The sequence below is a fragment of the [Scytonema hofmanni] UTEX 2349 genome (assembly GCF_000582685.1).
GTDB classification, from domain to species: domain Bacteria; phylum Cyanobacteriota; class Cyanobacteriia; order Cyanobacteriales; family Nostocaceae; genus Hassallia; species Hassallia hofmanni.
In genome coordinates this window covers 4,639,285-4,660,254 of record NZ_KK073768.1, presented here as the reverse complement: position 1 = coordinate 4,660,254, position 20,970 = coordinate 4,639,285, and the positions used below count along the sequence as shown (strand labels likewise).

The 20,970-nt window shown below is 41.9% G+C and carries 33 protein-coding genes; 19 read left to right on the top strand and 14 right to left on the bottom strand.

Going from position 1 to position 20,970, the window contains the following annotated elements; all coding sequences use genetic code 11:
- Nucleotides 1-116: 116 nt before the first annotated feature.
- The 9 genes from TOL9009_RS0126265 to TOL9009_RS49690 are packed head-to-tail and all read right to left on the bottom strand — an operon-like array spanning nucleotide 117 to nucleotide 3,060.
- Nucleotides 117-335, bottom strand: coding sequence for a hypothetical protein (locus tag TOL9009_RS0126265; RefSeq protein WP_144238345.1), 219 nt, complete (start codon nucleotides 333-335; stop codon nucleotides 117-119).
- A gap of 3 nt (nucleotides 336-338) precedes the next feature.
- Nucleotides 339-644 carry a hypothetical protein gene (locus TOL9009_RS0126260; protein ID WP_144238344.1) on the bottom strand — a complete coding sequence of 102 codons (306 nt, stop codon included), beginning with the start codon at nucleotides 642-644 and terminating at the stop codon, nucleotides 339-341.
- Nucleotides 622-1,158, bottom strand: a complete 537-nt coding sequence (locus tag TOL9009_RS0126255) for a hypothetical protein (protein WP_029636010.1) — start codon at nucleotides 1,156-1,158, stop codon at nucleotides 622-624. The genes TOL9009_RS0126260 and TOL9009_RS0126255 overlap by 23 nt, the downstream gene beginning before the upstream one ends.
- On the bottom strand, nucleotides 1,140-1,412 hold the full coding sequence (locus TOL9009_RS0126250) for a hypothetical protein (protein ID WP_029636008.1): 273 nt from the start codon (nucleotides 1,410-1,412) through the stop codon (nucleotides 1,140-1,142). Before TOL9009_RS0126250 ends, TOL9009_RS0126255 begins: the two co-directional genes overlap by 19 nt.
- Nucleotides 1,412-1,927: a hypothetical protein gene (locus tag TOL9009_RS0126245; protein ID WP_029636006.1), complete on the bottom strand. Its 516-nt coding sequence runs from the start codon at nucleotides 1,925-1,927 to the stop codon at nucleotides 1,412-1,414. Before TOL9009_RS0126245 ends, TOL9009_RS0126250 begins: the two co-directional genes overlap by 1 nt.
- Before the next feature lie 3 nt (nucleotides 1,928-1,930).
- The gene (locus TOL9009_RS0126240) at nucleotides 1,931-2,191 is read right to left on the bottom strand and encodes a hypothetical protein (RefSeq protein WP_029636004.1); all 261 of its coding nucleotides are present in this window, start codon (nucleotides 2,189-2,191) and stop codon (nucleotides 1,931-1,933) included.
- Nucleotides 2,184-2,639 (bottom strand): MerR family transcriptional regulator, encoded by a 456-nt coding sequence (locus TOL9009_RS0126235; protein WP_029636002.1) that lies wholly within the window; start codon nucleotides 2,637-2,639, stop codon nucleotides 2,184-2,186. The genes TOL9009_RS0126240 and TOL9009_RS0126235 overlap by 8 nt, the downstream gene beginning before the upstream one ends.
- A gap of 14 nt (nucleotides 2,640-2,653) precedes the next feature.
- Nucleotides 2,654-2,923: a hypothetical protein gene (locus TOL9009_RS0126230; protein ID WP_029636000.1), complete on the bottom strand. Its 270-nt coding sequence runs from the start codon at nucleotides 2,921-2,923 to the stop codon at nucleotides 2,654-2,656.
- 8 nt (nucleotides 2,924-2,931) lie between these two features.
- Nucleotides 2,932-3,060, bottom strand: a complete 129-nt coding sequence (locus tag TOL9009_RS49690; protein WP_260675945.1) for a hypothetical protein — start codon at nucleotides 3,058-3,060, stop codon at nucleotides 2,932-2,934.
- Nucleotides 3,061-3,146: 86 nt separating this feature from the next.
- On the opposite strand from TOL9009_RS49690, the gene TOL9009_RS0126225 reads away from it, so the two are divergent.
- The 4 genes from TOL9009_RS0126225 (at nucleotide 3,147) to TOL9009_RS0126210 (ending at nucleotide 5,564) form a co-directional block, all read left to right on the top strand.
- On the top strand, nucleotides 3,147-3,512 hold the full coding sequence (locus TOL9009_RS0126225; protein WP_029635998.1) for a hypothetical protein: 366 nt from the start codon (nucleotides 3,147-3,149) through the stop codon (nucleotides 3,510-3,512).
- A 154-nt stretch (nucleotides 3,513-3,666) separates the two neighbouring features.
- Nucleotides 3,667-4,488, top strand: coding sequence for a hypothetical protein (locus tag TOL9009_RS47780; RefSeq protein ID WP_029635997.1), 822 nt, complete (start codon nucleotides 3,667-3,669; stop codon nucleotides 4,486-4,488).
- Complete coding sequence (locus TOL9009_RS0126215; RefSeq protein ID WP_029635995.1) at nucleotides 4,485-4,997, top strand: hypothetical protein; 513 nt, start codon at nucleotides 4,485-4,487, stop codon at nucleotides 4,995-4,997. Before TOL9009_RS47780 ends, TOL9009_RS0126215 begins: the two co-directional genes overlap by 4 nt.
- Before the next feature lie 84 nt (nucleotides 4,998-5,081).
- Nucleotides 5,082-5,564, top strand: a complete 483-nt coding sequence (locus TOL9009_RS0126210; RefSeq protein ID WP_029635993.1) for a hypothetical protein — start codon at nucleotides 5,082-5,084, stop codon at nucleotides 5,562-5,564.
- A 395-nt stretch (nucleotides 5,565-5,959) separates the two neighbouring features.
- Here TOL9009_RS0126210 and TOL9009_RS0126205 read toward each other — a convergent pair whose 3' ends face one another.
- Genes TOL9009_RS0126205 through TOL9009_RS0126195 form a run of 3 tightly spaced genes read right to left on the bottom strand, consistent with a single transcriptional unit; the run spans nucleotide 5,960 to nucleotide 7,696 of the window.
- Nucleotides 5,960-6,157 (bottom strand): hypothetical protein, encoded by a 198-nt coding sequence (locus TOL9009_RS0126205; RefSeq protein WP_029635991.1) that lies wholly within the window; start codon nucleotides 6,155-6,157, stop codon nucleotides 5,960-5,962.
- A gap of 13 nt (nucleotides 6,158-6,170) precedes the next feature.
- Entirely contained in the window at nucleotides 6,171-7,118 is a 948-nt protein-coding gene (locus tag TOL9009_RS47775; protein ID WP_063628705.1) for an N-acetylmuramoyl-L-alanine amidase, read from the bottom strand.
- Nucleotides 7,115-7,696, bottom strand: a complete 582-nt coding sequence (locus TOL9009_RS0126195) for a tyrosine-type recombinase/integrase (protein WP_038296599.1) — start codon at nucleotides 7,694-7,696, stop codon at nucleotides 7,115-7,117. Before TOL9009_RS0126195 ends, TOL9009_RS47775 begins: the two co-directional genes overlap by 4 nt.
- Nucleotides 7,697-7,909: 213 nt before the next feature.
- Between TOL9009_RS0126195 and TOL9009_RS0126190 the strand changes: the two genes are divergently transcribed.
- The 15 genes from TOL9009_RS0126190 (at nucleotide 7,910) to TOL9009_RS0126120 (ending at nucleotide 18,646) form a co-directional block, all read left to right on the top strand.
- Nucleotides 7,910-8,242, top strand: a complete 333-nt coding sequence (locus TOL9009_RS0126190) for a hypothetical protein (protein WP_029635989.1) — start codon at nucleotides 7,910-7,912, stop codon at nucleotides 8,240-8,242.
- Nucleotides 8,242-9,012: a hypothetical protein gene (locus TOL9009_RS0126185; RefSeq protein WP_029635987.1), complete on the top strand. Its 771-nt coding sequence runs from the start codon at nucleotides 8,242-8,244 to the stop codon at nucleotides 9,010-9,012. Before TOL9009_RS0126190 ends, TOL9009_RS0126185 begins: the two co-directional genes overlap by 1 nt.
- A complete protein-coding gene (locus TOL9009_RS0126180) occupies nucleotides 9,009-9,407 on the top strand; it encodes a hypothetical protein (protein ID WP_029635985.1) in 399 nt (132 codons plus the stop codon). Before TOL9009_RS0126185 ends, TOL9009_RS0126180 begins: the two co-directional genes overlap by 4 nt.
- Nucleotides 9,408-9,409: 2 nt before the next feature.
- On the top strand, nucleotides 9,410-10,027 hold the full coding sequence (locus TOL9009_RS0126175) for a hypothetical protein (protein ID WP_029635983.1): 618 nt from the start codon (nucleotides 9,410-9,412) through the stop codon (nucleotides 10,025-10,027).
- 4 nt (nucleotides 10,028-10,031) lie between these two features.
- On the top strand, nucleotides 10,032-10,370 hold the full coding sequence (locus TOL9009_RS0126170; protein ID WP_029635981.1) for a hypothetical protein: 339 nt from the start codon (nucleotides 10,032-10,034) through the stop codon (nucleotides 10,368-10,370).
- Nucleotide 10,371: 1 nt separating this feature from the next.
- Nucleotides 10,372-12,165, top strand: coding sequence for a collagen-like protein (locus TOL9009_RS0126165; protein ID WP_029635979.1), 1,794 nt, complete (start codon nucleotides 10,372-10,374; stop codon nucleotides 12,163-12,165).
- On the top strand, nucleotides 12,147-12,533 hold the full coding sequence (locus TOL9009_RS0126160) for a hypothetical protein (protein ID WP_029635977.1): 387 nt from the start codon (nucleotides 12,147-12,149) through the stop codon (nucleotides 12,531-12,533). The genes TOL9009_RS0126165 and TOL9009_RS0126160 overlap by 19 nt, the downstream gene beginning before the upstream one ends.
- Nucleotides 12,534-12,536: 3 nt before the next feature.
- Entirely contained in the window at nucleotides 12,537-13,385 is an 849-nt protein-coding gene (locus TOL9009_RS0126155; protein ID WP_029635976.1) for a hypothetical protein, read from the top strand.
- A gap of 105 nt (nucleotides 13,386-13,490) precedes the next feature.
- A complete protein-coding gene (locus TOL9009_RS0126150) occupies nucleotides 13,491-14,081 on the top strand; it encodes a hypothetical protein (protein WP_029635974.1) in 591 nt (196 codons plus the stop codon).
- A gap of 3 nt (nucleotides 14,082-14,084) precedes the next feature.
- The gene (locus tag TOL9009_RS0126145) at nucleotides 14,085-14,354 is read left to right on the top strand and encodes a hypothetical protein (RefSeq protein WP_029635972.1); all 270 of its coding nucleotides are present in this window, start codon (nucleotides 14,085-14,087) and stop codon (nucleotides 14,352-14,354) included.
- Nucleotides 14,355-14,807: a hypothetical protein gene (locus TOL9009_RS0126140; RefSeq protein ID WP_029635969.1), complete on the top strand. Its 453-nt coding sequence runs from the start codon at nucleotides 14,355-14,357 to the stop codon at nucleotides 14,805-14,807. It abuts the gene before it with no gap.
- Nucleotides 14,808-14,850: 43 nt separating this feature from the next.
- On the top strand, nucleotides 14,851-15,216 hold the full coding sequence (locus TOL9009_RS0126135; protein ID WP_029635967.1) for a hypothetical protein: 366 nt from the start codon (nucleotides 14,851-14,853) through the stop codon (nucleotides 15,214-15,216).
- On the top strand, nucleotides 15,203-15,544 hold the full coding sequence (locus TOL9009_RS40515; protein WP_144238343.1) for a hypothetical protein: 342 nt from the start codon (nucleotides 15,203-15,205) through the stop codon (nucleotides 15,542-15,544). Before TOL9009_RS0126135 ends, TOL9009_RS40515 begins: the two co-directional genes overlap by 14 nt.
- A gap of 168 nt (nucleotides 15,545-15,712) precedes the next feature.
- Nucleotides 15,713-17,419 (top strand): precorrin-3B C(17)-methyltransferase, encoded by a 1,707-nt coding sequence (gene cobJ / locus TOL9009_RS0126125; protein ID WP_038296594.1) that lies wholly within the window; start codon nucleotides 15,713-15,715, stop codon nucleotides 17,417-17,419.
- A gap of 450 nt (nucleotides 17,420-17,869) precedes the next feature.
- On the top strand, nucleotides 17,870-18,646 hold the full coding sequence (locus tag TOL9009_RS0126120) for an FHA domain-containing protein (RefSeq protein ID WP_029635964.1): 777 nt from the start codon (nucleotides 17,870-17,872) through the stop codon (nucleotides 18,644-18,646).
- Nucleotides 18,647-18,746: 100 nt separating this feature from the next.
- Here TOL9009_RS0126120 and TOL9009_RS0126115 read toward each other — a convergent pair whose 3' ends face one another.
- Both TOL9009_RS0126115 and dacB read right to left on the bottom strand, forming a co-directional pair.
- Nucleotides 18,747-19,016 carry a GlsB/YeaQ/YmgE family stress response membrane protein gene (locus TOL9009_RS0126115; protein ID WP_029635962.1) on the bottom strand — a complete coding sequence of 90 codons (270 nt, stop codon included), beginning with the start codon at nucleotides 19,014-19,016 and terminating at the stop codon, nucleotides 18,747-18,749.
- A 309-nt stretch (nucleotides 19,017-19,325) separates the two neighbouring features.
- Complete coding sequence (gene dacB / locus TOL9009_RS0126110; protein WP_260675944.1) at nucleotides 19,326-20,837, bottom strand: D-alanyl-D-alanine carboxypeptidase/D-alanyl-D-alanine endopeptidase; 1,512 nt, start codon at nucleotides 20,835-20,837, stop codon at nucleotides 19,326-19,328.
- Nucleotides 20,838-20,970 lie beyond the last annotated feature (133 nt).

Below are 20,970 nucleotides of genomic sequence, written 5' to 3'. Positions count from 1 at the left end.
GTCATCGATTAACGCTTTGCAATAATTACAAGAATGCCAAACAAGATAAAAATCCCAAGACGGATCTAAGAGTATTGCAGTTTTAATCGGCAAAGAATTTTCATTACTATTCATAACTATTCGCTCATTTTTGCGTAAGCGTTAATCATTTCTTCGCGCTGTTTGGGTGTCATTTGCTTAAATTGTTCGTCTGCCTTGTCAGACAAATATTCCATCCAATCGCTTAATTCTCTGTTGGTCATTTGTGCCAGTAACTGACAGGCAATGCCAGAAAGTAAGGAATTAGTTAAAAATTCCTCTTTGTCCATAACGATGTTCTCCCCTTCTAGTTTCATATTTTAAAAATCCGGCTCGTTTGGATGTTCGGTGTCGGAAGTCGCAAGCAGTGGCGGAAAAAGCTCGTTATCCACAAGAGCGATTAGCGTTTTTAACTCTTCATCCGGATCGTCATTTTCGTTGACGATAGATGTAGCTTCGAGGGTTTTAGATTGGTAGTTACCGAGGTTTTTGATTCGCTTGTAAGTGATGCTTTTAATGGGCATAGTGGTGATAAGATTACTCCTGTCTGAGTTTGTCAAAACGCGATCGCACTTTGCACATACAGAGTGCGATCGCGCAAAATTACCATTCGTTCTGCTTGCCAAGTTGCAATAGTTCTTGTAGCATCCTGTGCCCCTCCTCCCAGTTGCGCCCTCCCTTTTTGAGAACTTTCTCAATAATGTAAGTCTCGTTGCAACCACTTTCTAGTAGAGCTTTCACCGCTAAATACACCATTTTTTGGGAAGTGGAAGTGGAAGTGGAAGTTGTCTGTTCTGCGCTACCCTCTGTGTACAAGTGTTCTAGGGATTTAGTTAATTCGTCCTTGACTTCCGGCGTGTAAGTCGGTGCGCCATAAATTTCGTACAGCGCTTGCTCTTGTTGTTGGGTGTGCAGCGCTATTTCTACTTGCTCTAGTTCTTGGTTCATTGCTTGCAATGCACCGCGCCTAGCATCGCTAATCATCAGTCGGCGCGATTCTTGGACAAGTTGGACTACGGCAACGATCGCCAAACTGTAAGAAATGCCCTTACCGATTTTTGGCAGCGGGGATAGTGCAGCCAACCAAAAGGCGATCGCACTGGCTAACAAACAATTGGTTTTTAACCACCTAGAAGCCATGACAACACACCCCCTAAAACCAAAGCACCAAGAATTCCAATCAACAGCGCGTAGTAATCTGGTTCGGATAGTTTGAAAAAGGGGCGTACCGCATCATCGGTAAACAATGCCAAGACTAGCGCCACTGCTGCAACAATATATACAACCCACATCACCCGAAACAAAGCAGGATGCAGCGCCCCTAGCCAAGCAATAAAGCTAGAAGCGATACAGCCGGTGAGAAACCAGGCTCCCAGGTGTACCGCTTTCGCCATTAGTATTTATCCTTAACTTTGGCTTTTAACTCTTCAATTCGGCGCTGTGCTGAATTGTCAGCACGGTCTAAACCAATACCCAACCGGGCGTATTCTGGGCGCTGTGCGTGTAAAGCACGCGCAGTTTTGACATCAGAGCGTTTTTTGGTTAATTCGCTTTCGGCAACGCCCCTAATATAGCCACGGTGGGCGGTGTGTACTTCCGCGTCGCTAGCCTCCAGCTTCTTGAGGGACTTGTAAGCGCGTTTAGCTTGCTTGGCTTCTTGGGCTTTTTGGGTTGCGAGTCGCTTGAGAGAATCAGCTTCAGTTTTGTTAAAGTAGCGTGGTGTATCATTGACTGGTGCTGTTCTCACAGTTTCCCAACTACCCGCGTTCATCGGGTTAATGACGGTTGGATCTGTGGGGGATAGCACCCGATTTTTATCTATGGCGTGACCGCCACTGCTTAGAGACGAAGAATCGTTCGTGTTGCCGGAAGTTTTGCCCCTTCCGGTGATGCGTGCGAGCATTCCCATAATTTATTCCTTACAGACTTTGCTTTTAACTTGTTGTAGTTGTTGGTGGTCAGATTGCAGTTGACGTAGTTGCTGTTGATCAGCGCTTTGGTAGGTGCTAATGGCACCGAGCGCTAACCCACTAACTAAGGCAGCCGCAATAAAAATGAACGTTGCACCCGCAACCGGACTTGGTGTTGGGGTTGTGGTTTGTGCTTCCGATTCGGGGTAAAACTCCCCAGTGAATGGTATGATTTTTTTTGACTTGGACTGATGCTTATTCACCTTCTCCCTCTAATAACAGCGGTTGGTAGGTGGGCAATAGTAAGTGAGATGTGCCAGCGTTAAGGGCACTTCTCACGCTATTGGCAACAATTTCTCTATCTTCAGGTGTGGGATTGCAACGCATTTGCTTGATACGCTGCAACGTCCGGAGTGGCAGCATTTGATAATACGCAATAGCTAATTGCTGCGAATCGTTCTCTAGCAGCGCTTCAAGCAAATCTTCCGCCTCAAAATTTGCAGCGCCAGGGGTTGCAGTTTCTCCCGCAGTTTTGCGCGATCGCAACAAATCCAACCCCGCAACAGTCCACATTTTGCGTCCTGTTTCTTCAATGACAATGTGAATACCGACTTGAAAAAGACCGGGGTAGCGCGTTAACCAGCTGCGAATTGTCCCATCTGGGATGCCGGTTTCTTTGGATGCTTCAGGTGTGGTATATAGCTGTTGCATTTGCTTTTTATTGCTTACAGTCGGCTCCAAGGTGTCTGAAAGTACCGGACAGTGGACTGTTCAGCCTCGTGAACTAAGGTGTTGATTATCTTCTGCATGAGTTTTAAGCGCTCATATTCAGTCAGCACTTTCAGGCGTTCAAATACTTCCTCAGGCAGGTAGCCTGTATAGCCTTCAAGTTCTTCAAAATCCTCATCGGGAAATTTCAAGGCAGCGGACAGTAATTCGACGACGGACAATAAGTCATTGCGGTTAAGGGTTCGCAGTAGTTCGGCGTTGTTCATTCCTCTTTTTATGTGACGGTTATGTGACTGGTTGCACTCTCACTTTCAACTGCTGGCAGGTCTTTTACTTGCACTACTTGGCTAGCAGGCTGCCGTCTCTGCTTGGTTGCGGTTGGTGGCGAGAGTTCCACTTGCACAAATGTAATCTTCTCTTATAATACACACATGTACAAATGAAGGCAATAACGACATTTGTACATATGCGATAATTGAGGAGTTGAGAATGGAACAAGTAAATGGCAAAGACCGGTCGCCCCAATCCCAGGAAGAATCCGAAAACAGTAAGTTTACATTTGGAGTCGGAAGCCTGGGAACTGTTTCAGAACCTCGCTTTAAGTATGAATCTTACGAGGTCGGAGTTAGTAGAGAAGATAGCAATGAATCAAATAACTTTGTCGCAGGAGAACGGGCATCTGATGGAGTCGGTGGGAAACTTGTCCGCCAGCTAGTTAACGAGACAGAGAAACAGCTGGCATATCACCAACAACAATCCGAATACCACGAACAACAAGCCGAACTACTAAAACAAAGGCTTGAAGAGTTAAAGCAAATTCCTGAAAAGCTTGTAGAAGTAGAACAAATCGAATAAAGCCGTCCCGCCTCATGAGGCAGGGACGGCTTTTTAATGGGTGCGATGCCGTGAGGAGTGCGATCGCGTCCCAATGCCCAATGCCCAATAACTAAAAAGCCCCAGCACTGACAATGCATAGGGCTAAAAACTAAACAATAACCAAATCAAAAAAATGGAACAACATTACAGAATGACTCTGCAAGATGCTATTGAAAAATATCACGCGGGTGATATTACAATCAAGGGCTTAATTCATTTTTACATACTTATCAAAGGTAAACCCGGTTGGGAAATAAAAATAGATTTTGATTACATCAAGCAGATATTACCTGTTAGCAAGTCTTCATTTTACCACGCAATTAACTGTTTAAAGAAAGAAGGTACTATTGTCTGGAAAGCTATAAAAGGCGCTGTTGTATCCATAATTACTCCACAAGCTGACAATGATATCAGTGTGCCTTCAGAGTCATACACAGAGCCTGATTCCAGAATCCCGGACTGCCAGTCCGAAATCCCGGACTGCCAGTCCGAAATCCCGGACTGCCAGTCCGAAATCCTGGACTGCCAGTCCGGAATCCCGGACTACGAACCGCCAAAACCCGCTACACAAAGCGATTGCGGCGATTCCCCAGATTTAGATCAATCTTTAGATCAACTTTTAAACAACTCTCTCTCCAATGAACAAGAGAGAGAGTCTTTTATAGAGTTTGGTAAGAAAAAAGCATCCGAACTTCCAAAACCACCAGGCTTAACTTTGTCGTGGATTAAAAAGCACTTCACCGAACTATTTGATATTTGGCAGAAACAATCAGGAGTCATCACAAATCAAGCTAGTAACAAATGGGAGAATCACCCACAAAAAGAAGAATGGCTTAACAAAATCCGAACGATAGGCTTTGGTGCATTCATTGTTGAAAACGGTTTCGATGAACAGCGAAAGGCATTTTTTGTGTGGGCTTCGGCTTCAAATATTATCTGGGAGGCGAAATCATGAACTTCCCCGAACTACCGCCTCAGCCAATCCGCCCTGAAACCGAGCAAGAAGAAAAAGAAATCTGGCAGCCATCCTGGAAGTGCTTTTGTTGCCAAGACACAGGGAAAGTGCAGCCTCACTTAGCTCGGTTAGTGGTTCCTGATTACAACTACGACCGCGATCGCTTGCCTGTTTGTCAGTTCTCTGACTGTAAAAAAGGCTTGCGCTGGCTGAATTTACCGACTGACAACCTTGATATGCGCTTTACGTTGGCAATCTGCCAGCAACTTGATATGCACGAACGCACAGTTTGGCGGCTAACCGTCGAGCGTCAATCTATAGACATACGGTCTTTAGCCAACAAAATGACGATGCCCAATGTTGAGTATCGCGACGGACGAAAAGAGCGTAATCCCAATGACGAGCGAGAAATTCAGCAGCGCAAAGCTGAGATAGAGGCAATCCCACCCGAAGACTGGCTACGTATGGGAGACGAATATATGTATGGGAAAAAACATGACGATGACTAAGCCGCTTGGGAACTATTAAGTACTTGCGGATAAAAAAATAGCCGCCTGCAAGCGACTACGAACAATTTCCTCGAATTATAAATTATGCATCAACCAAAGCAATTACAGCTGTTTGAGATTCTCATTCAGCCTGAAATCAAGGCAATTTACGATCCTTATTGGGATGAAATAACAAACAGTGTTGGGGGGCAAATTTCTGTTGATGAGTCTCCGTACAAAAGTGTTGGGGGGCAAGTCATCACTGATACCCAAAAAGTTGCCCCCCAACACGATGGGAAACTATACGACCGAGATACCGTTGACAAAACTACTCATTGGGTAGAGAAATATTGGGTTGAAAGAGTCGGTCAGAAGTATTGGTACTACCGTTACTGCTGGATGGAAGGACGCAAGATAAGCCGCATTTACATTGGGGCGGTGGCTTCAAAAAAAGCAATGAAGAAAAAGCAGGCGGTTGAGGATGCCATACTTGACGGTCAATCACCCCAGGAGATTAAACAGTTAATCCGAGACTTCAAAGTCTGTCCCCATGTCCCCCCTCTCCACCATTGCCCTAAACTTTCTTAGTTCATCCCAAGCGCGGCTATTTACGTTTGGTTCTTTAGCGTATTTATTGGCGTGATAGTAGGAGCGTCGTCTCCACTTTATATATCTATCGATTGCACTCAGTACTATAAAATCCTCCGTCTTGGCATCGGAGGATTTTTCGTGAGTATCAAGTGCCCTAGCGTAATCAAGAATTCGGTCAACTAGTGCGATTGGCACTCGGATAATTTGAGTCTTGCCGTGGTTCCATGCTGGTGTCCAAGTAGTGTTATTTATACCGTTAATTTTTATGACTTTCTCCTGCAATGCCTGTTACAAGGCATAGTACAGCATCTACAGTACTAGTGTCAAAAAAAGAGCGACTGTGTTACGTCAGTCGCCTCTAAGTAATTTAAATTTTGAGTTATCAATATAACTTACGGATCTATCCTTATTGACGGTTGCAAATTTTCCGCCTCGTCCCAGGTTGCTTGTCCCAATCTTCTAGCCTCATTCCACGCATCACCGGCTAATTCTTCCAGTAGCAGCGCAAAGCGTGCGGGGTGCCTCACTTCTCCAAGCAAGATGAGATTATTTATGCGCGTTAAAGACTCCATCAATTCATTTGAAATCATGTTTTTATTGAATTTACGATAATAGTTTTTGTGCTTCTGGTAACACAGAAACAACTTTGTTGACATAGCCGTTGTCTGGGCAGTAGCCGGCATCAACAATAAATCTCAAATACTCCCTTGGACTGGACGAATATTTCTCCCATCCCCGGTATGGCTGCCTGCCGATAAATAGCCAGTAACCCTTCACAGCATCCTCTAGGCTTTCAAACTTGCAGTAACTATCAAGCCCATCGTGTGCTTGATATGAGGTGCTTTGCGCGATCGCGCTCATTTCACTACGCCACTTAAGCCCGTAAGGGTTGTTATGTGTTAAGAACAACTCTGATTTTCCACGTCCTGACTCCACAATCGCTTGAGCTAACTGCGCTACCTTCAATTGTGAATACTGAATGCTTGTGTTTTTAAGCACCTTGATAAACTCTTGCCATTTGTCAGCGTCGGGAGTCCTGACGGATTGCCCGGTTAAGCCTTCTACAATCGCTTTCGCCATATCACCAACATTAAATAAATCCATATCCGTTGGTGAATCCAGAAAGCAACATTCAATAAGAATAGCCATCATGTTTGTGTTTTTTAGCACATACAAATGACCACCATCCTTAACGCCGCGATCATAAAATCCTAGTGAGCAGATTTTAGACAGTACGCTTTGTGCGAGTTTTCTACCTTGATTGCTTCCGGTAAATACCTCGCACCCGTGAGCCTGACGATTAAAAGCGTTGAAGTGGATGCTGGCGTAAACATCAACTGCGGCGTTGTTTGCGATCGCGCATCGCTGCCTCAACGAATGACTAACAGTGCTGGCTGAAGTGGGGTTGCAACTGACGACCTCATGTCCCAATGCTCGTAACCCAGCTATAACAACTTTCCCCACAGCTAAAGTTAGCTGGTCTTCTGACTTTATTCCCACCGCGCCAGTGTCCGGCGGGCAATTGTGCCCACAGTCGATTCCAATTTTCATAATGTTGCTATTGCTCCTTTTACGCGATCGCTTGAAATTTGTACATATCTCTCCAAAGTTTTAAAATCCTTGTGTCCGGTAATTTGTTTGATGGTGAACAGGTCAATCCCATTACCGTGCAGATGCGTGATAAAACTCCTCCTGGTACTGTGAGTGCTAATGCCCAAAGCTGCAAAGCCGGCTTTCTCAACCGCAGTGCGTAAAATCTTATCAGCCCACCTGAGGGTTATAGGCTTGTCCCCAGTGCGATCGGGGAACAGATAAATCGATTCAGTCTCTGGTTTATAAGCGCTTAAAACCTCACTAAGTGTTTGATGTGTGGGGACTTGTCGCGCCTGGTGCTTGCCGTCGGGGGTTGCTTTGCGAGTTTCAGCAGCAAAGTTGATATAAGCCTTTGGCTTTCCCTCAAAATAGCAATCACTTATTTTTAATTGCACCAGCGCCCCCCATCTTTCGCCGGTGTACCAAGCTAAGTCTAAAAGTAATTTATATTTTTGACTTTTGATATGTTGGCGAACTTTTGAATATTCTAAGTTCGACAAAATATATCCTTGTCCCTGCCGATTATTTTTAGCCATTCTTTTAATGAAAGCGAGTTCCGGTTTTACCCCTCACACTGATAAAACCGGAACAATCGTGTAAATTGCTGTCAGTGAAAGCAGGCTCTAATCTAATCCCAGCAATTGTTGTAGCGCATCCGTAAATGTTCTGGTTTTACATATAACCGGAATATTGGCATTGTTTTAATTGCTGATTACAACTGATTTATTCACTTCAAGAAAATCAGTTTTATGGCGGAACCAACCTTAGTTCAAGTTTTTGGGGTTAATGCTTCCCAAACCGCAACAGACTTAATTATCAGTAAGACGGATTTAGCAGCCGTGGGGTTAACTCCAGATGCTAATAACAATCCAGAATCTTTGATTGTGGCGATTCTCCTACAAGCAAAAGCTTACTTAAATCCAACGATCCAGGAGACTAATCCAGATATCCAAGTAACAATTGAGGAAGGAACTTTTCAATCACTTGTAAGCAGAAACAACGCCAACTACAGGGAGGCTACTTTCACGGTCAACCTCCAGTCAGCGGATATTGCTTTCACAATAGACCCGGATAATTACTAATGGTTGCAATTCGCAAAGATTCAACTTTAGGTGCTAGCTTTACTCAAGCGACTTTATTTGCAGCAATCAAGGCTGCAACGCTTGATGCGGGTTTTAGCAATCCGATTGATGATTACACATCTGGGACGGATCGGATTGCTGTATACGCTTTTGTAACTGATGCAAGTAAGACTTACGGCACTACTTATTATCGGGTAAGAGTTACCACTGCTTTTTCGGTATCTATTTCCCTTTATCAAGCTTGGAATTCAACTACTCACACTGGAACAAATGGGAGTGGGGAATATACATCCTCTACTTTAATTGCTTCTAATACAGTTAACTTTGTTGCTTTAGCTGGTGGATCTGAATATAAATTTGTATTTATTACTCAAAATACTACTTTTATTCCCTTGTGTGTAATTGTGCCCTCGACCAGACCTAGTTGGTGGAATTTAAATAACTGGAATTATGCTTTTCTTCTTGTGACTAATTCGTTAAATGTTGCCGTATCTACGGGCTTAAATCCGTATAGCAACGTTACTTCTAATTTGCTAATTAACAATGCTTTGATGGCTACTGCTAACCCTCAGTCAAACCTCAGCGATGTGATGACAGGATTGATTTTTATGAGCAGCTCGACTAGAGGAATATCCGGGAAAACTTCTGACGATTTAGGTAGTGCTTGTGTATTTGCCTCTTCTAGATACAACATAATAGCCACGGATACAATGGATCAAAACTTTTTAATTATCAATCCTGTAGCTGGAGGATTAGTAATTAAAATATGATTTTTGATTCCCCTAATATTCAATCTGGAATAGTACACCTTAGCGGAATTGCTACTAAAAGCCCAAATTTTCAAAACCTCTTAAGCAAGAGCCAAATTTATTTAGGATTTAATGCGACTCAAAATCAAAACTATGTCGTATTCAAAAAAACCGATTTAACCGGACTAACTCCTACCTCAAATAACACTGCTGAAAGCTTGCTAGTAGCCATTACCAACCGCTTAATTGATACTGTCGGGACTAATAAAAGGATTGAGGCAGAAGCTGCTTACTGGGGAGCCTTTACAGAAAGTGGAGCAGTCGAAAAAACGATTGAACTTAAATTCTACAATCTACTCTCGGTTGTCGATTACGAAATTCAATACAGCGATATAGTTTCACCAATGGATTATTAATTATGGTTTGTGAAATTGGCGATAAACCGACAATTAAATATAAGTTCGCTGGTCAATCTGAAAAAAGATATAAATCTAAATTCTCGCCAATAGAAATACTTCAAAAGTCTGTGCCAATACCCGCTAGCGATAATTACAGTCCTCAAGGCTTTGGACTTCGAGTGTGGCCCGTTAACGTCGGTCAATACGTTACAGGCGTTGTGTTAGATTATGAAATTTTTCATAACCCTAGCTTTCCTTTTTACGATACGGTTTCCTCTATTGCTTGTGGGGAAAAAGATTATATCGTTTTAAATCCTACGGATTGCGCCAATGCTAACCTTCAATTTGCCAAATGTCGAGCAAACTGTTACGACATTGATCCATCCAAAACAGTAACGATTGATAATACTGTTCATTGTCCCGTGCCAATGGAAGAAAAATGCAGCTTACAAATTCTCTACAATAATTTAGTAATCTTTCAAGACCAAGGCAATTGTCCTTTAGAAGTAGAAGTGATTTGCGGCGATTGTCCGGAGGGAAGTATTAAGTGTTCACATTTAAAATATCCTGGTTATTGCTGCATTCCATGCAAGGAAACCGCCAATAAAATAAATAATTTAGCTAATAAAATTAGGTAAAGTCATGGCTGATTGCAACGAAATTGATGCAGCTTTAGCCAGTCTAGGTAATAAAATTGATGGACTGGGGAATAGATTGAATGATTTAGATAGAAAGCAAAAAGAATGTTGCGACGACAAAGATAAAAAGCCAAAAGATGTTGATTTGTCAAAGATAGAAAAACGACTTGATGATATTGAACGCTACATCAACAAGCTAGACGAAGAAATTAAATTAATTACCAACAAAATCAAAGAGATTGGGGGATTTTTTAGTGACTTGTTGGATTCTGCCGATGGCATTTTAAATAAACTATTTGGCTCGATAACTATGTTTACTAATTTATTCAATTTATTTAAATAAAATGGGTGTACCTTCTAGTCCTGCCACAAAGTCCTTACAAGAATCTTTAAACGTTGTTGGCAAAGTTGTTAAAACAAGTAAATACAAGTTTGCAGATTGGAATATAAAACTTCCCAAGGGGACAACTAAGCTACCAGAAGCCGAATTTAAAAAGCTTAGTAGAGCGGCTACTTTCTTTAGAGAAGGACATTTCACCACAGAGGATATTAAAAAGGTTCAAGACACCGCAAGAGAAGCTAAGAGTAAAGTTAAAGAAGCTGAAAAACTAGCCAAAGAAAGTAAAAATCTTTGGGATAAGTTTTTGTCAAAAGCGAAGGGTGCAAGTCAAGCTGCGAAGGCGATTGAAGCTGGCAGTACTGTCGCGAAGTCTGGCGCTTTTTTAGTAAAGTTTGCACCCCTACTTGCCGCCGTAGCCGCCATAGGTGTTTCTCTTCTTGTAAATGAGCTTCAAAGTTGGAGAGCTGACATGGCTGAAGAGGGGCAACAACTATTGTCTCAATCAATTAGCCAAGTATTGGGATTGATGAATGTCCAAAAACTTAAAATTGATAAAATTAACGTTGAGATAAAAAAAGCTGATTTAGAGAATCAGCGAACCAGAGATAGAATTTATGGCGTAGAAAAGCAACTTCCTGGAATCAGGGAATCTGTTGTTGAAGCGAAAAAACAAGCGAACGACGCGCTGTATGAAGTTCGCCAGGGTCGGGTCAAAACAGATATTCAAATTGCTGAAGCCAAGAAACAAGCGAACGATGCATTGTATGAAGTTCGCCAGGGTCGGGTCAAAACAGATATTCAAATTGCTGAAGCCAAGAAACAAGCGAACGATGCATTGTATGAAATTAGGCAAGGCAGGCAAACAATTGATAGAGAAATTAATGATGCCAAGCGTATTGCTAGTGATGCCAAATTAACAGCAGAACGCATTAGCAGCGCGATTGAATCACTTAAAGCCAGAGTGGGGGACGCATACAATACCGCCACAAAGGCGCTAACTCGTGCCGACCAGTTACCAAAAATAATTGAAGGTAAACCCGGTAAGGATGGAGTGCCGGGTAAAGCCGGGACTAACGGAATTCAAGGTATTCCAGGAAAAGATGGAGTAACCAAAATAGTTACTATTCCTGGTATTCCGGGACGTGACGGTAATCACGGCATCCCTGGTACAGACGGCAAACCGGGCAAAGATGGCAAGGATGGAAAAGACGGGAAACCAGGGAAGGATTTAGAAATGGATGAAGCAACAAAAGAGCTAATAAGAAAGACAGCCCAAAACGCGGCTTTTATACCTGCCCTAGTGGCTCGTCCTGCACCATTAAGCGCAGATCAAACGATTAGCGCTGCTGCTGCTGGCACTTGCAGAACTTTGCAGCCTGGGGGATGCAGTGCCAAAGCTTTAGATGGTTTAGGCAATGGTGTAAATCAAAATACCAACAATCAAATAGACGGTTTACTTAATAAATTAAACGCCGGGGCAAATGCAGCTCAACTAGCCTTGCTTAGAGTTATTGATAATAAGCTAGGAGCGCAAATCCCCAATGGTGGGATATCAAAGTTTTTAAATGTTTTTCTTGATACATTTAACAACTTTACCAGTTGGACACGTCTAGACAGACTTTTAAATATGCTAATTTTTGCAGCAACAATCCAGAATCATTTAATGCTTTCACGAGACATCGGAACAACTTTGATTGGGGCATTTACTAATATTCTTACTCTTGTTGGATTAAAAGATAGCGAGGGAAACACTTTTAACGTAGAGGGAGTTATCAGATTTTGCAAGCAAATGAATTAATAGCGGCTCACACTGGAAAGATAGGAAACGCCCTAAAAAAGGGCGGGGTTGTTCTTGAGAGCGCTTATGGCTGGATGAATCCGCAACCTAAATTTAATAGGGTAACAAGATTCCTAGAAGGATTGCAGCAAGGAGCATCAACCGTCCAGATGGTGACGCAAGCACCGTTGGATGTCATCAATGCGACGACGGAATTTACAACAGCTTCTACTGAATTTGTTAAAGCTGTCAAGGAAGATGATAAACCAGAAAATAAAGCTACCCCCACACCGGAACCGGATGAGTTAAAAGCCAAGGAAACTAAATCAAAGGCTGATTCTCAACCCTTAGCGTTTGATTTTTCAGATTTATTTGACGGTGAGGATTAATTAATGACCTTACCGGAAGACCTTAACAATATTGAACATCTCCAGAAAACTTGGAATCAAGAGCATAATCGCCGGGTTGACAGATATTTTAAAGACGTACAAGGCAATGGTGACTTATCTGGTGTTAGACCTTCTTTAAAGTTAGCTTGTCGGGCTTTAGATAATGATAATATGTACGCATCCTGGATGCGTAGCGACCTTTTTCATAACCTTATTGGCTACAGCCGTAAAAATCTTGCGGTTGTTTACGGCAGCAAATTTGATACGGCTCCCCCTGTTGCTGGACACCCCCAGCTATTTTTATGTTTTTCACAAGACGGGGCAGCACAACCAACAGACGAGCCATTAATTGAACACGAGAAAAGTTGCAGGCTGATGAATTTTTCATGCGCTAGTGGGGGTGTAAAACCTGCTATTACCAAGACTGACATGACCGCAATTGCAACTGAAATTAAAACTCTATTTTTAGATAATAAAAAAGGAATTACGTACACTACCGGAAATAAATCAGCATCTTACACAGACCCTGATAATGGGTTTGCAAAAGGAAATTATCTGCTAGTCAATTCAAAGGCTGACGCGGTGAATATATATTCAAAAATGTGTAACGCAATTGATGTGGCTTATAAGGGTGATAGCCATATTGTCCTCAACGACCCGGATAAAGCTAGTACGACCACTGCCACTGCTGGAAAGACAACTATCTTGGGAAAGCAGCGTAACAATATGCGCTACAGACCAGTGGCAATACTTCGATTTAGATATGCTTATATTTCGTTGGGTAGCTTGATTCCTCCAATATTTTTAGTTGATACCACTTTTAGAAACCAGTCACTAGTAGAGTGGCTGTGAAATCTGGTGGGGAAATTCGCTGGAAACCTATTAGGTTTCCGGACAGAGAAAACCGATAAAACCAGCCTATGTTGTAAAAACATTTAGACAAAAAAAGGATTCAATATGGGTTTTAGAGCCTTGCAGAGATATGAAAGCCAAAAAGCTAAATACGATGCTTACAAGCTTTGGCAAGCAAAGACTCCAGAACAAAAACAAGCTTTGTACGATGCCATTCCCGGAATTGCTACTGGTAGAGCAAAACCAGTCCTGACAACGGGCTTCATTATCCCCTTTAACGCCACAGGCACAATTGTTACATATATTGAAACGTTTAAGATTTTCGATGCAACCCAAGGGAGTGCGGTTGGGGCGGATGTAGCTAGTGCGCTTCGGACTGCATTAGCTGGGCAATTTTTTGCTACTGCTGCTGGAACCACCCCCGTAGTGCTCACAAATCCGAGATACAAGTTTGCAAAACTCAGCTTTACTAACAAAGACTCCTTTGTGAAGAGGGTATCACGAATCACTGGGTCTACTTACCAAAAGCCGACAACCGACACCGTATCAATGCCTTTTGGCGGGAAGACGATGACTGATGATTTTGATACAGCAGTTGCGGATATTAAAACCAAAACCAACGGTGCGAATGCTTGGAAAAATGGCAGCACTGCCACAGTTAAAAAATCCTACAAATTTACTCCAGAAGGGATTTAATCCATGTACAGCAAGATAGCTCAAAGGGAGGGATTACTTTGGGTTCCTGATGATGACATTGATTTACTTGCTGTAGAAATTGATGTTGATGCCAGCGATGAAGAATTCGCTGGCATGATCGGATGTAACAAAGCGGCTAGAGAATGGCTGGAAAATCAAATCTCTACAGCCGACTACTGCGACAAGCTGCAATTATATGGTGTAAAAGACCCTTATGAAATTGTGGGCGAATTTTGCGATCACATTGAATTAATAATGTACCGAGGGGTATAAGTGACAAGGAATTTACAGTTAGGGATAGAAAGTAATTGGGCTTTACAATATAGTGATTCTTTCCCTGCTGTAACTTACTTGAATGATTCAGCAGGAAAACCAATTTATGAAAAGATAACTGAAATAATTGTCCCAACTGTGTTTGATAAACCTATTATTGCCGTGTCTGTCGCTACCACTATTCCTGTAGGCAAGATTTGGAAGTATGCAGGTTACTTGAGCCGTAGCCTCACAACTGGCTTGGGGGCAAGTTTCACAGGAGAACGCGAGGGATTGTTTTTAGGGAAATTCAATTTAATAGTTTTTGACGATTTAAACATTAATTATTTTGTTTCTATCCAGGTTCCCAAATGGTTTATTAACGCCAATATTTCTATCTATCAATACGAAGGTGTGGATACAACAACACTTGAAGATGATATCCAGGCAATAAAAGAAGCGGTCGGAATTTAATATGCCTTTTTTCTTTGGTCTATAGTTTCAAAAAGCATTAATCATGAAAGTTGATGTCAACAATTTTTTTACACTTGTTTCTTTGGCATTTTTATTGATTGGTGGTATCTATCGATTAGCGCAAATAGAAGCGCAAATCAACACCAGAATCACCAATGTACAAACTACTTTGTTAGCCGCAATTGATTTACACAGGGATATTTTTGTTGAGAAATTATACCTAAATGAAAAAAGGCTAGAAGTACATTTGACTGAGTACGCAGAGAAAAAATTATTCTCGGAATACAGGCACAATGCCACCGACAAACTACTTGAACACAAATTCAACCGACTTAGCGGGCTGATTAAGCAGCTTACCGGATTTTTGAATAAAGAATCTGGGTTTATTATTCGAGATGATGAATACTAAGATGCTGTCAAAAATTAGTGTTCGGTCTGTGGTTGTAATTATTTTGGTAATCGGGGCGCTGGTATTGGCGATCGCTGACCATAACTTCCGCCCTACCTTTGGGGACTTAGCGAAAGTTGGTGTCGGTGGGTATTTGGGTCAAATGCTACCAGAAGCAAATAAACGGACTGGGGATTCAGACAAGTTGGTGAGGGGAGTTGCTTTCAAGTATGGCAGAAACAGCAGCGAATATGAGATAGTCGGTGGTGTTCGTGAGAGCGATCGCGTCCGTAAAGGCAGATTGACTCGTTTGAAAAGTAGTATACCACACAGCGCTCAAACCCCTTAGCATTATCAATAGACATCTCCAGAAAAGAAAAAAAACGACGACAATTAACCCATTAGCATTCTAGCCGCACTCTTCTAGGGTGTCGGGTAAAATATTTGTTCAAAAGTGGGATGTTCCCGAAGTCCTTACTACATGTGACACAATAGACATTGCCGCATTATTATCAACATGACTGCTTGTGCAATTATCGTTCTCGGTCAAAATAGTGTAATCTTAGCTCTTCAAATAAAAACAGTTTTGCTGAATGCTACTATTTATGGTTTAGCTGAACGTACATCAAATGTCGATGTCAGTTTCACTAACTTTGGTGCTACACTGCGAGAATTATTTGCAAAGGGAACCCCAATAATTGGTATCTGTGCAGCGGGAATTCTTATTCGCACCCTTGCGCCAATTATATCTGATAAGCGTCAAGAACCACCTGTGTTAGCTGTGGCGGAAGATGGTAGCGCTGTTGTTCCCTTGTTGGGAGGACTTCAGGGAGTGAATGATTTAGCGCGACAAATTGCCGCAATGCTTGAAGTCAAAGCCGCAATTACCACAACCGGAGATATCCGCTTTCACACAGCACTCTTAACTCCTCCTCCCGGATATCATTTAGCGAATCCAGATGATGCAAAGAAGTTTATTTCTGATTTACTTGCAGGTGCAACAGTTAAACTAGAAGGAACTGCACCTTGGTTAATTAATAGTAAACTGCCTTTTGACTCTAACGGACAACTAACTATTCGCATCACAGAGTATCAAGTCCCACTAACACCAGATTGTTTGGTTTATCATCCAGCAACTCTGGCAATTGGAGTTAGTAAAGCTGCAAAAATCAGCTTAGAGGATGCGGTATCTTGCATTCAGCAAATGTATGCCGATGCTGGACTTTCAATTTTCTCTGTTGCGGCTGTATGTGCATTAGAGGAAGAAGCCGCAGAATCAGTAATTGAGGAAATTGCTGATGCTTTAAATGTACCAGTTCGTTGGTTCAATTGTCAAAGTGAGAAAAATGCCGTTGCGATCGCTTTAACTGCAACCGGTGCTAATGGTAAATTACTTCTGCAACAAGAATCTGGTATAAATCTTGCTGTGGCTGTTTCTGATGAATTAATTGATATTAACGCAATTGGCAAGGCAAGGGGACAGTTATTTATTGTGGGTACTGGTCCAGGTGCCGCAAATTGGATGTCTCCCGAAGTCAGGCAAATTATCAGTGAAGCCACAGACTTAGTAGGTTATAGCTTTTACCTGGATTTAGCGGGAACGTTGCGAGAAGGACAGCGACGACATGAGTTTGATAATCGTGAGGAACTCGCACGCGCAGAGATGGCTTTGGATTTAGCCGCAGAAGGACGAATAGTTGCGGTAGTTTCATCTGGCGACCCTGGTATATACGCAATGGCGGCAGCGGTATTTGAGGTGCTTGATTGTAACCTTCAACCCAAATGGCAAAGTATCAAAATTCATGTTGCCCCTGGAATTTCCGCTATCCAAGCTGCCGCAGCGAGAATTGGCGCACCTATCGGACATGATTTCTGCGTAATTTCTCTGTCAGATATTCTCAAACCTTGGTCTATTATCGAACGTCGGATTATTGCCGCTGCTGAAGCTGATTTTGCGATCGCTTTCTACAACCCTGCATCTAAACAACGCACTTCACAACTTGCATCTGCACGGGAAATTTTGCTTCGGTATCGTTCCCCAGAAACGATAGTTGTACTTGCCCGGAATGTTGGACGTGCGGGAGAATCAGTTGTAGTGCGGACTTTAGCTGATTTATCCCCCCAGGAGGTAGATATGCGAACTTTGGTGTTAGTTGGTTCAAGTAAGACGCGCAGAGTGCCGCATCCTAGAGGTGTTTGGGTTTATACTCCACGCACATATTAAGGAGGTGGGGTTTGGAAAATACCTTTTGCAAAAATCTGAATAAGATTATAATAGATTATATCTTGTCCCCCCTTATTAACACTAGTACAGGTCGGCGTAAAAATGAATTATGCGTTGCCCACAACCCTTGTAGAGACGCGAAATTTCGCGTCTTGTAAGAGAAATTTCGCGTCTCTACATATAATGTCCGGAAAATTATGATGTAAAGACGTTCCGCCGGAACCTCTCTACGACGGTTGCGACGTTTTTATTACTGTTAATTAAACGGACATGATATCATATTAGGACTTACGCAAAAACTCTCTCAAACTTTTCTTCCTTGGCGGTTGGTTTTTTCATGATTCTGCGTAAGTCCTACATATATAACCAGACCTCATATCAAAGATTTGCTCAAACGGGAGTAATAGAATATTAAAAATTATTAACAAATTGATTATTAAAAAAGAAATTATGCAAAATCTTATATTGAACACAACATTGAGTTTAGAACTGTTTCATCTTCAAAGTAATACGTCTTTGGAGTTACCAGCGAATCTTTCTGTAATTCGTATTGGTAAGCCAAATGAGCAAGTTCCAGTCGATATTGATGTTTCTGGCTTAACTAATGCTGATGCTGTTTCTCGGCTTCATGCAGAGATTCATGTTGAAGGAAATAGTTACTATATTGAAGATTTAGAAAGCACTAACGGAACATTTATTAACAACACAAGGTTAATACCTAAAACTCGTTATCAGCTTAGTTTAGGAGATAAAATAGACCTTGGTCAGGCAAGCCAAGTAACATTTATTTTTCAACAGAAACAACACAGAGCAAATATTTTTTCCACTGCAAATCCTACAGCAATTCAACAAGGAAATGCTGAAAATGGTAAATCCTATCAAATAGATCGTCCAAGCAAGTTTGTCGGCTTGGCATTAATGGTTGCAGGAATTATAATTTTTACAGCAAATACTCAAGTGGGTCTTTTTGTGCGGATTCCTGGTGTATTGTTATGCATTGCCGGGGTTGTAGTTTTAATCCAGCAGCGAATAAAACGTAATTTCGGATGGATTTTGATCGCATTGGGACTAGCAGTCATGATTTTTACTGGCAATGTCTTCGCATCAGTGAATTTTCTTGCTATTCTCGCTTCATCAGCTTTATTATTTGTTGGATATAAACTTTTTAGTACGGGGAAAGTGTTTAATTATAGTTTGCGATCGCTTTCCGGATTATTAAAGAAATAAATTAGGGTGGAGTAATTTACCCACCCTCCACGTAACATCAAGTAACAATTCATTTACACCCAGATTATCATTGTTACTTGATTTGAAGTATGATAAATTCTTATGCAGTACGACGGTTAAACCAGTTCCACAGAAACACGGCAATGATTGCACCGAGAACAGCTACAGCAACCCCAGGAATGCTCAAACTTGTGGCTGTCAATTGTAGAGTTCCTGTACTGAGAAAAGTTGCCAATGTACCACCAACGAATGCGCCGATAATACCTAATATCATTGTACCGAGAATACCACCACCTTGATGACCTGGATAAATAGCTTTAGCGATCGCACCAGCCAACAAACCTAAAACAATCCATGCAACTATATTCATCGTTTTATTCCTTTAAATTCAATGTCTCGTTTCTTTTGATGAATACAGAATATCAATGTCCTGATTGAAAACCAATCTGTCAAGCGAAAGAAATGTCAAATTTCTACTATTCCTTCTGGTTCGCACCCCTTCAATTGTCTTCCTTGTACTAACGGCTTTAGCCGTTAAATTACCATGAGCGGTAAACCGCTCACTACGAAAAACCTCACCCCCATAAAGCTACGCTTTATATCCCCTCTCCTTGTCAAGGAGAGGGGTAGGGGTGAGGTTTTTTAATTGCGGGTATTTTGCCTGTCATGATATTACTTATCAACAGCGTTGTAGTTGAGTTAACAACAGAACAATCTCATCAACCCCTTCCCGCAAAGCTTTCGCTTTCTCTTCACTTTGATTAACAATAATACTGAAAACCAAAGGCTCATATTTAGAATTATTTACATATCCAGATAAAGAAACAACACCTGTTAACGTACCCGTTTTTGCTTGTACAATACCTTCAGCAGGCGTATTTTGAAAGCGAGTTTTCAAACTCCCGCTTTTGCCGGCAATCGGTAAAGATGCACGATAAACTGATGCTGCTGGTGTTTTTGCCATTGCTTGCAAAACTTGCACTAAAGCTTCTGGACTAATTAAATCATGACGCGATAACCCGGAACCATCTACTAGAACGTAACCTGTGGGATTGACTCCCAATTGAGTTAAAGTTGTTTTAAGAACTTCTAAAGCAGTATTTACGGTAGTTTGATCTGGCTTTTTGGGTTGTGCGATCGCCCTTGGCGTTGGCGTTCGCGCAGCGTCTCGAAGAGAAGCGATCGCTCTCAACAATGCCTCAGCATATAAATTGTTACTATTCTGATTTGTCTCCATCACCAAATCTGATAGCAAAGGTGATTCGACAAAAGCTAATTCCTGTTGATTAAGACCCCCAGATACTACCACTGTTTCTCGCAAGCGGATTTTTTCCCCAGCTAAAGCTATACGAAAGCGTCGCAAAAAGTAATAATTCGGATCAACCACAGGCACTTGAACTAAAAGCGGATCGGCTTTCACTGCTAATTGCCCTTGAATTCGCAACACATTTCCCGATAATTCGCGGGTAACATTGATAAAAGCTGGTTGTTTTTCCTCAACTGTCATCGATTGATTAATAATCTGCCACAATCTTCCTTCGCTAAAATCAGTCCACGCAACTTGTAAAGGTTTACCCACAACTTGCGGTATTAACTTGATACTAAACACATTTTGATTGACAATCAAGCTGTTAACTGGTGCGCCATAATCAGAATAAACATCTTCCCATTCCCAGCTAGGGGACACAATATCCCCTTGAAAATAGCTATCATCAGCAATTAACTTTTCAATTTGGGTAATTCCCTTTGCTTTCAACTGTCTTGCCAATGCTACAAGCTGAGTATCGCTAAAGCTAGGATCTCCCCTACCCACAACACGCACAACATTATTACCATCTTGATAAACAGAAGTGCGAATCCGAAAATTTGCCCCCAATTGCTGTAAAGCGGCAGCCGTTGTCAGCAGTTTCGCGTTAGAAGCTGGAATAAAATATTTCTGAGCATCTCGACTATAAAGATTTTGCCCTTTATATAAAGGTTGCACTAAAATACCCCAACGCACCCGACTGTATTGAGGACGATTTATCACTTCATCCACTGCTGCTGCTAATTGATTGGGGCAAATATTTTTGGTTTTGGTTGCCGGTGCAACTTTTATTTGTGCTTGAGCAACTCTAGAATTAAATCCTATCTGGGTAGTCAAAAATAGCAGCAAACAACCCAGTGCTTTATTGAATGCCTTAATTTTCACCGATAATCCTCATTCCAATGATAGATTTTAGCACCCTGATATCAAACTTCTTTCCTCACAGAGAATCTGATACAGCAATCCTATCGCTCTTGTTGAATACACGTAACAGACGTAGCAGTGCTACGTCTCTACA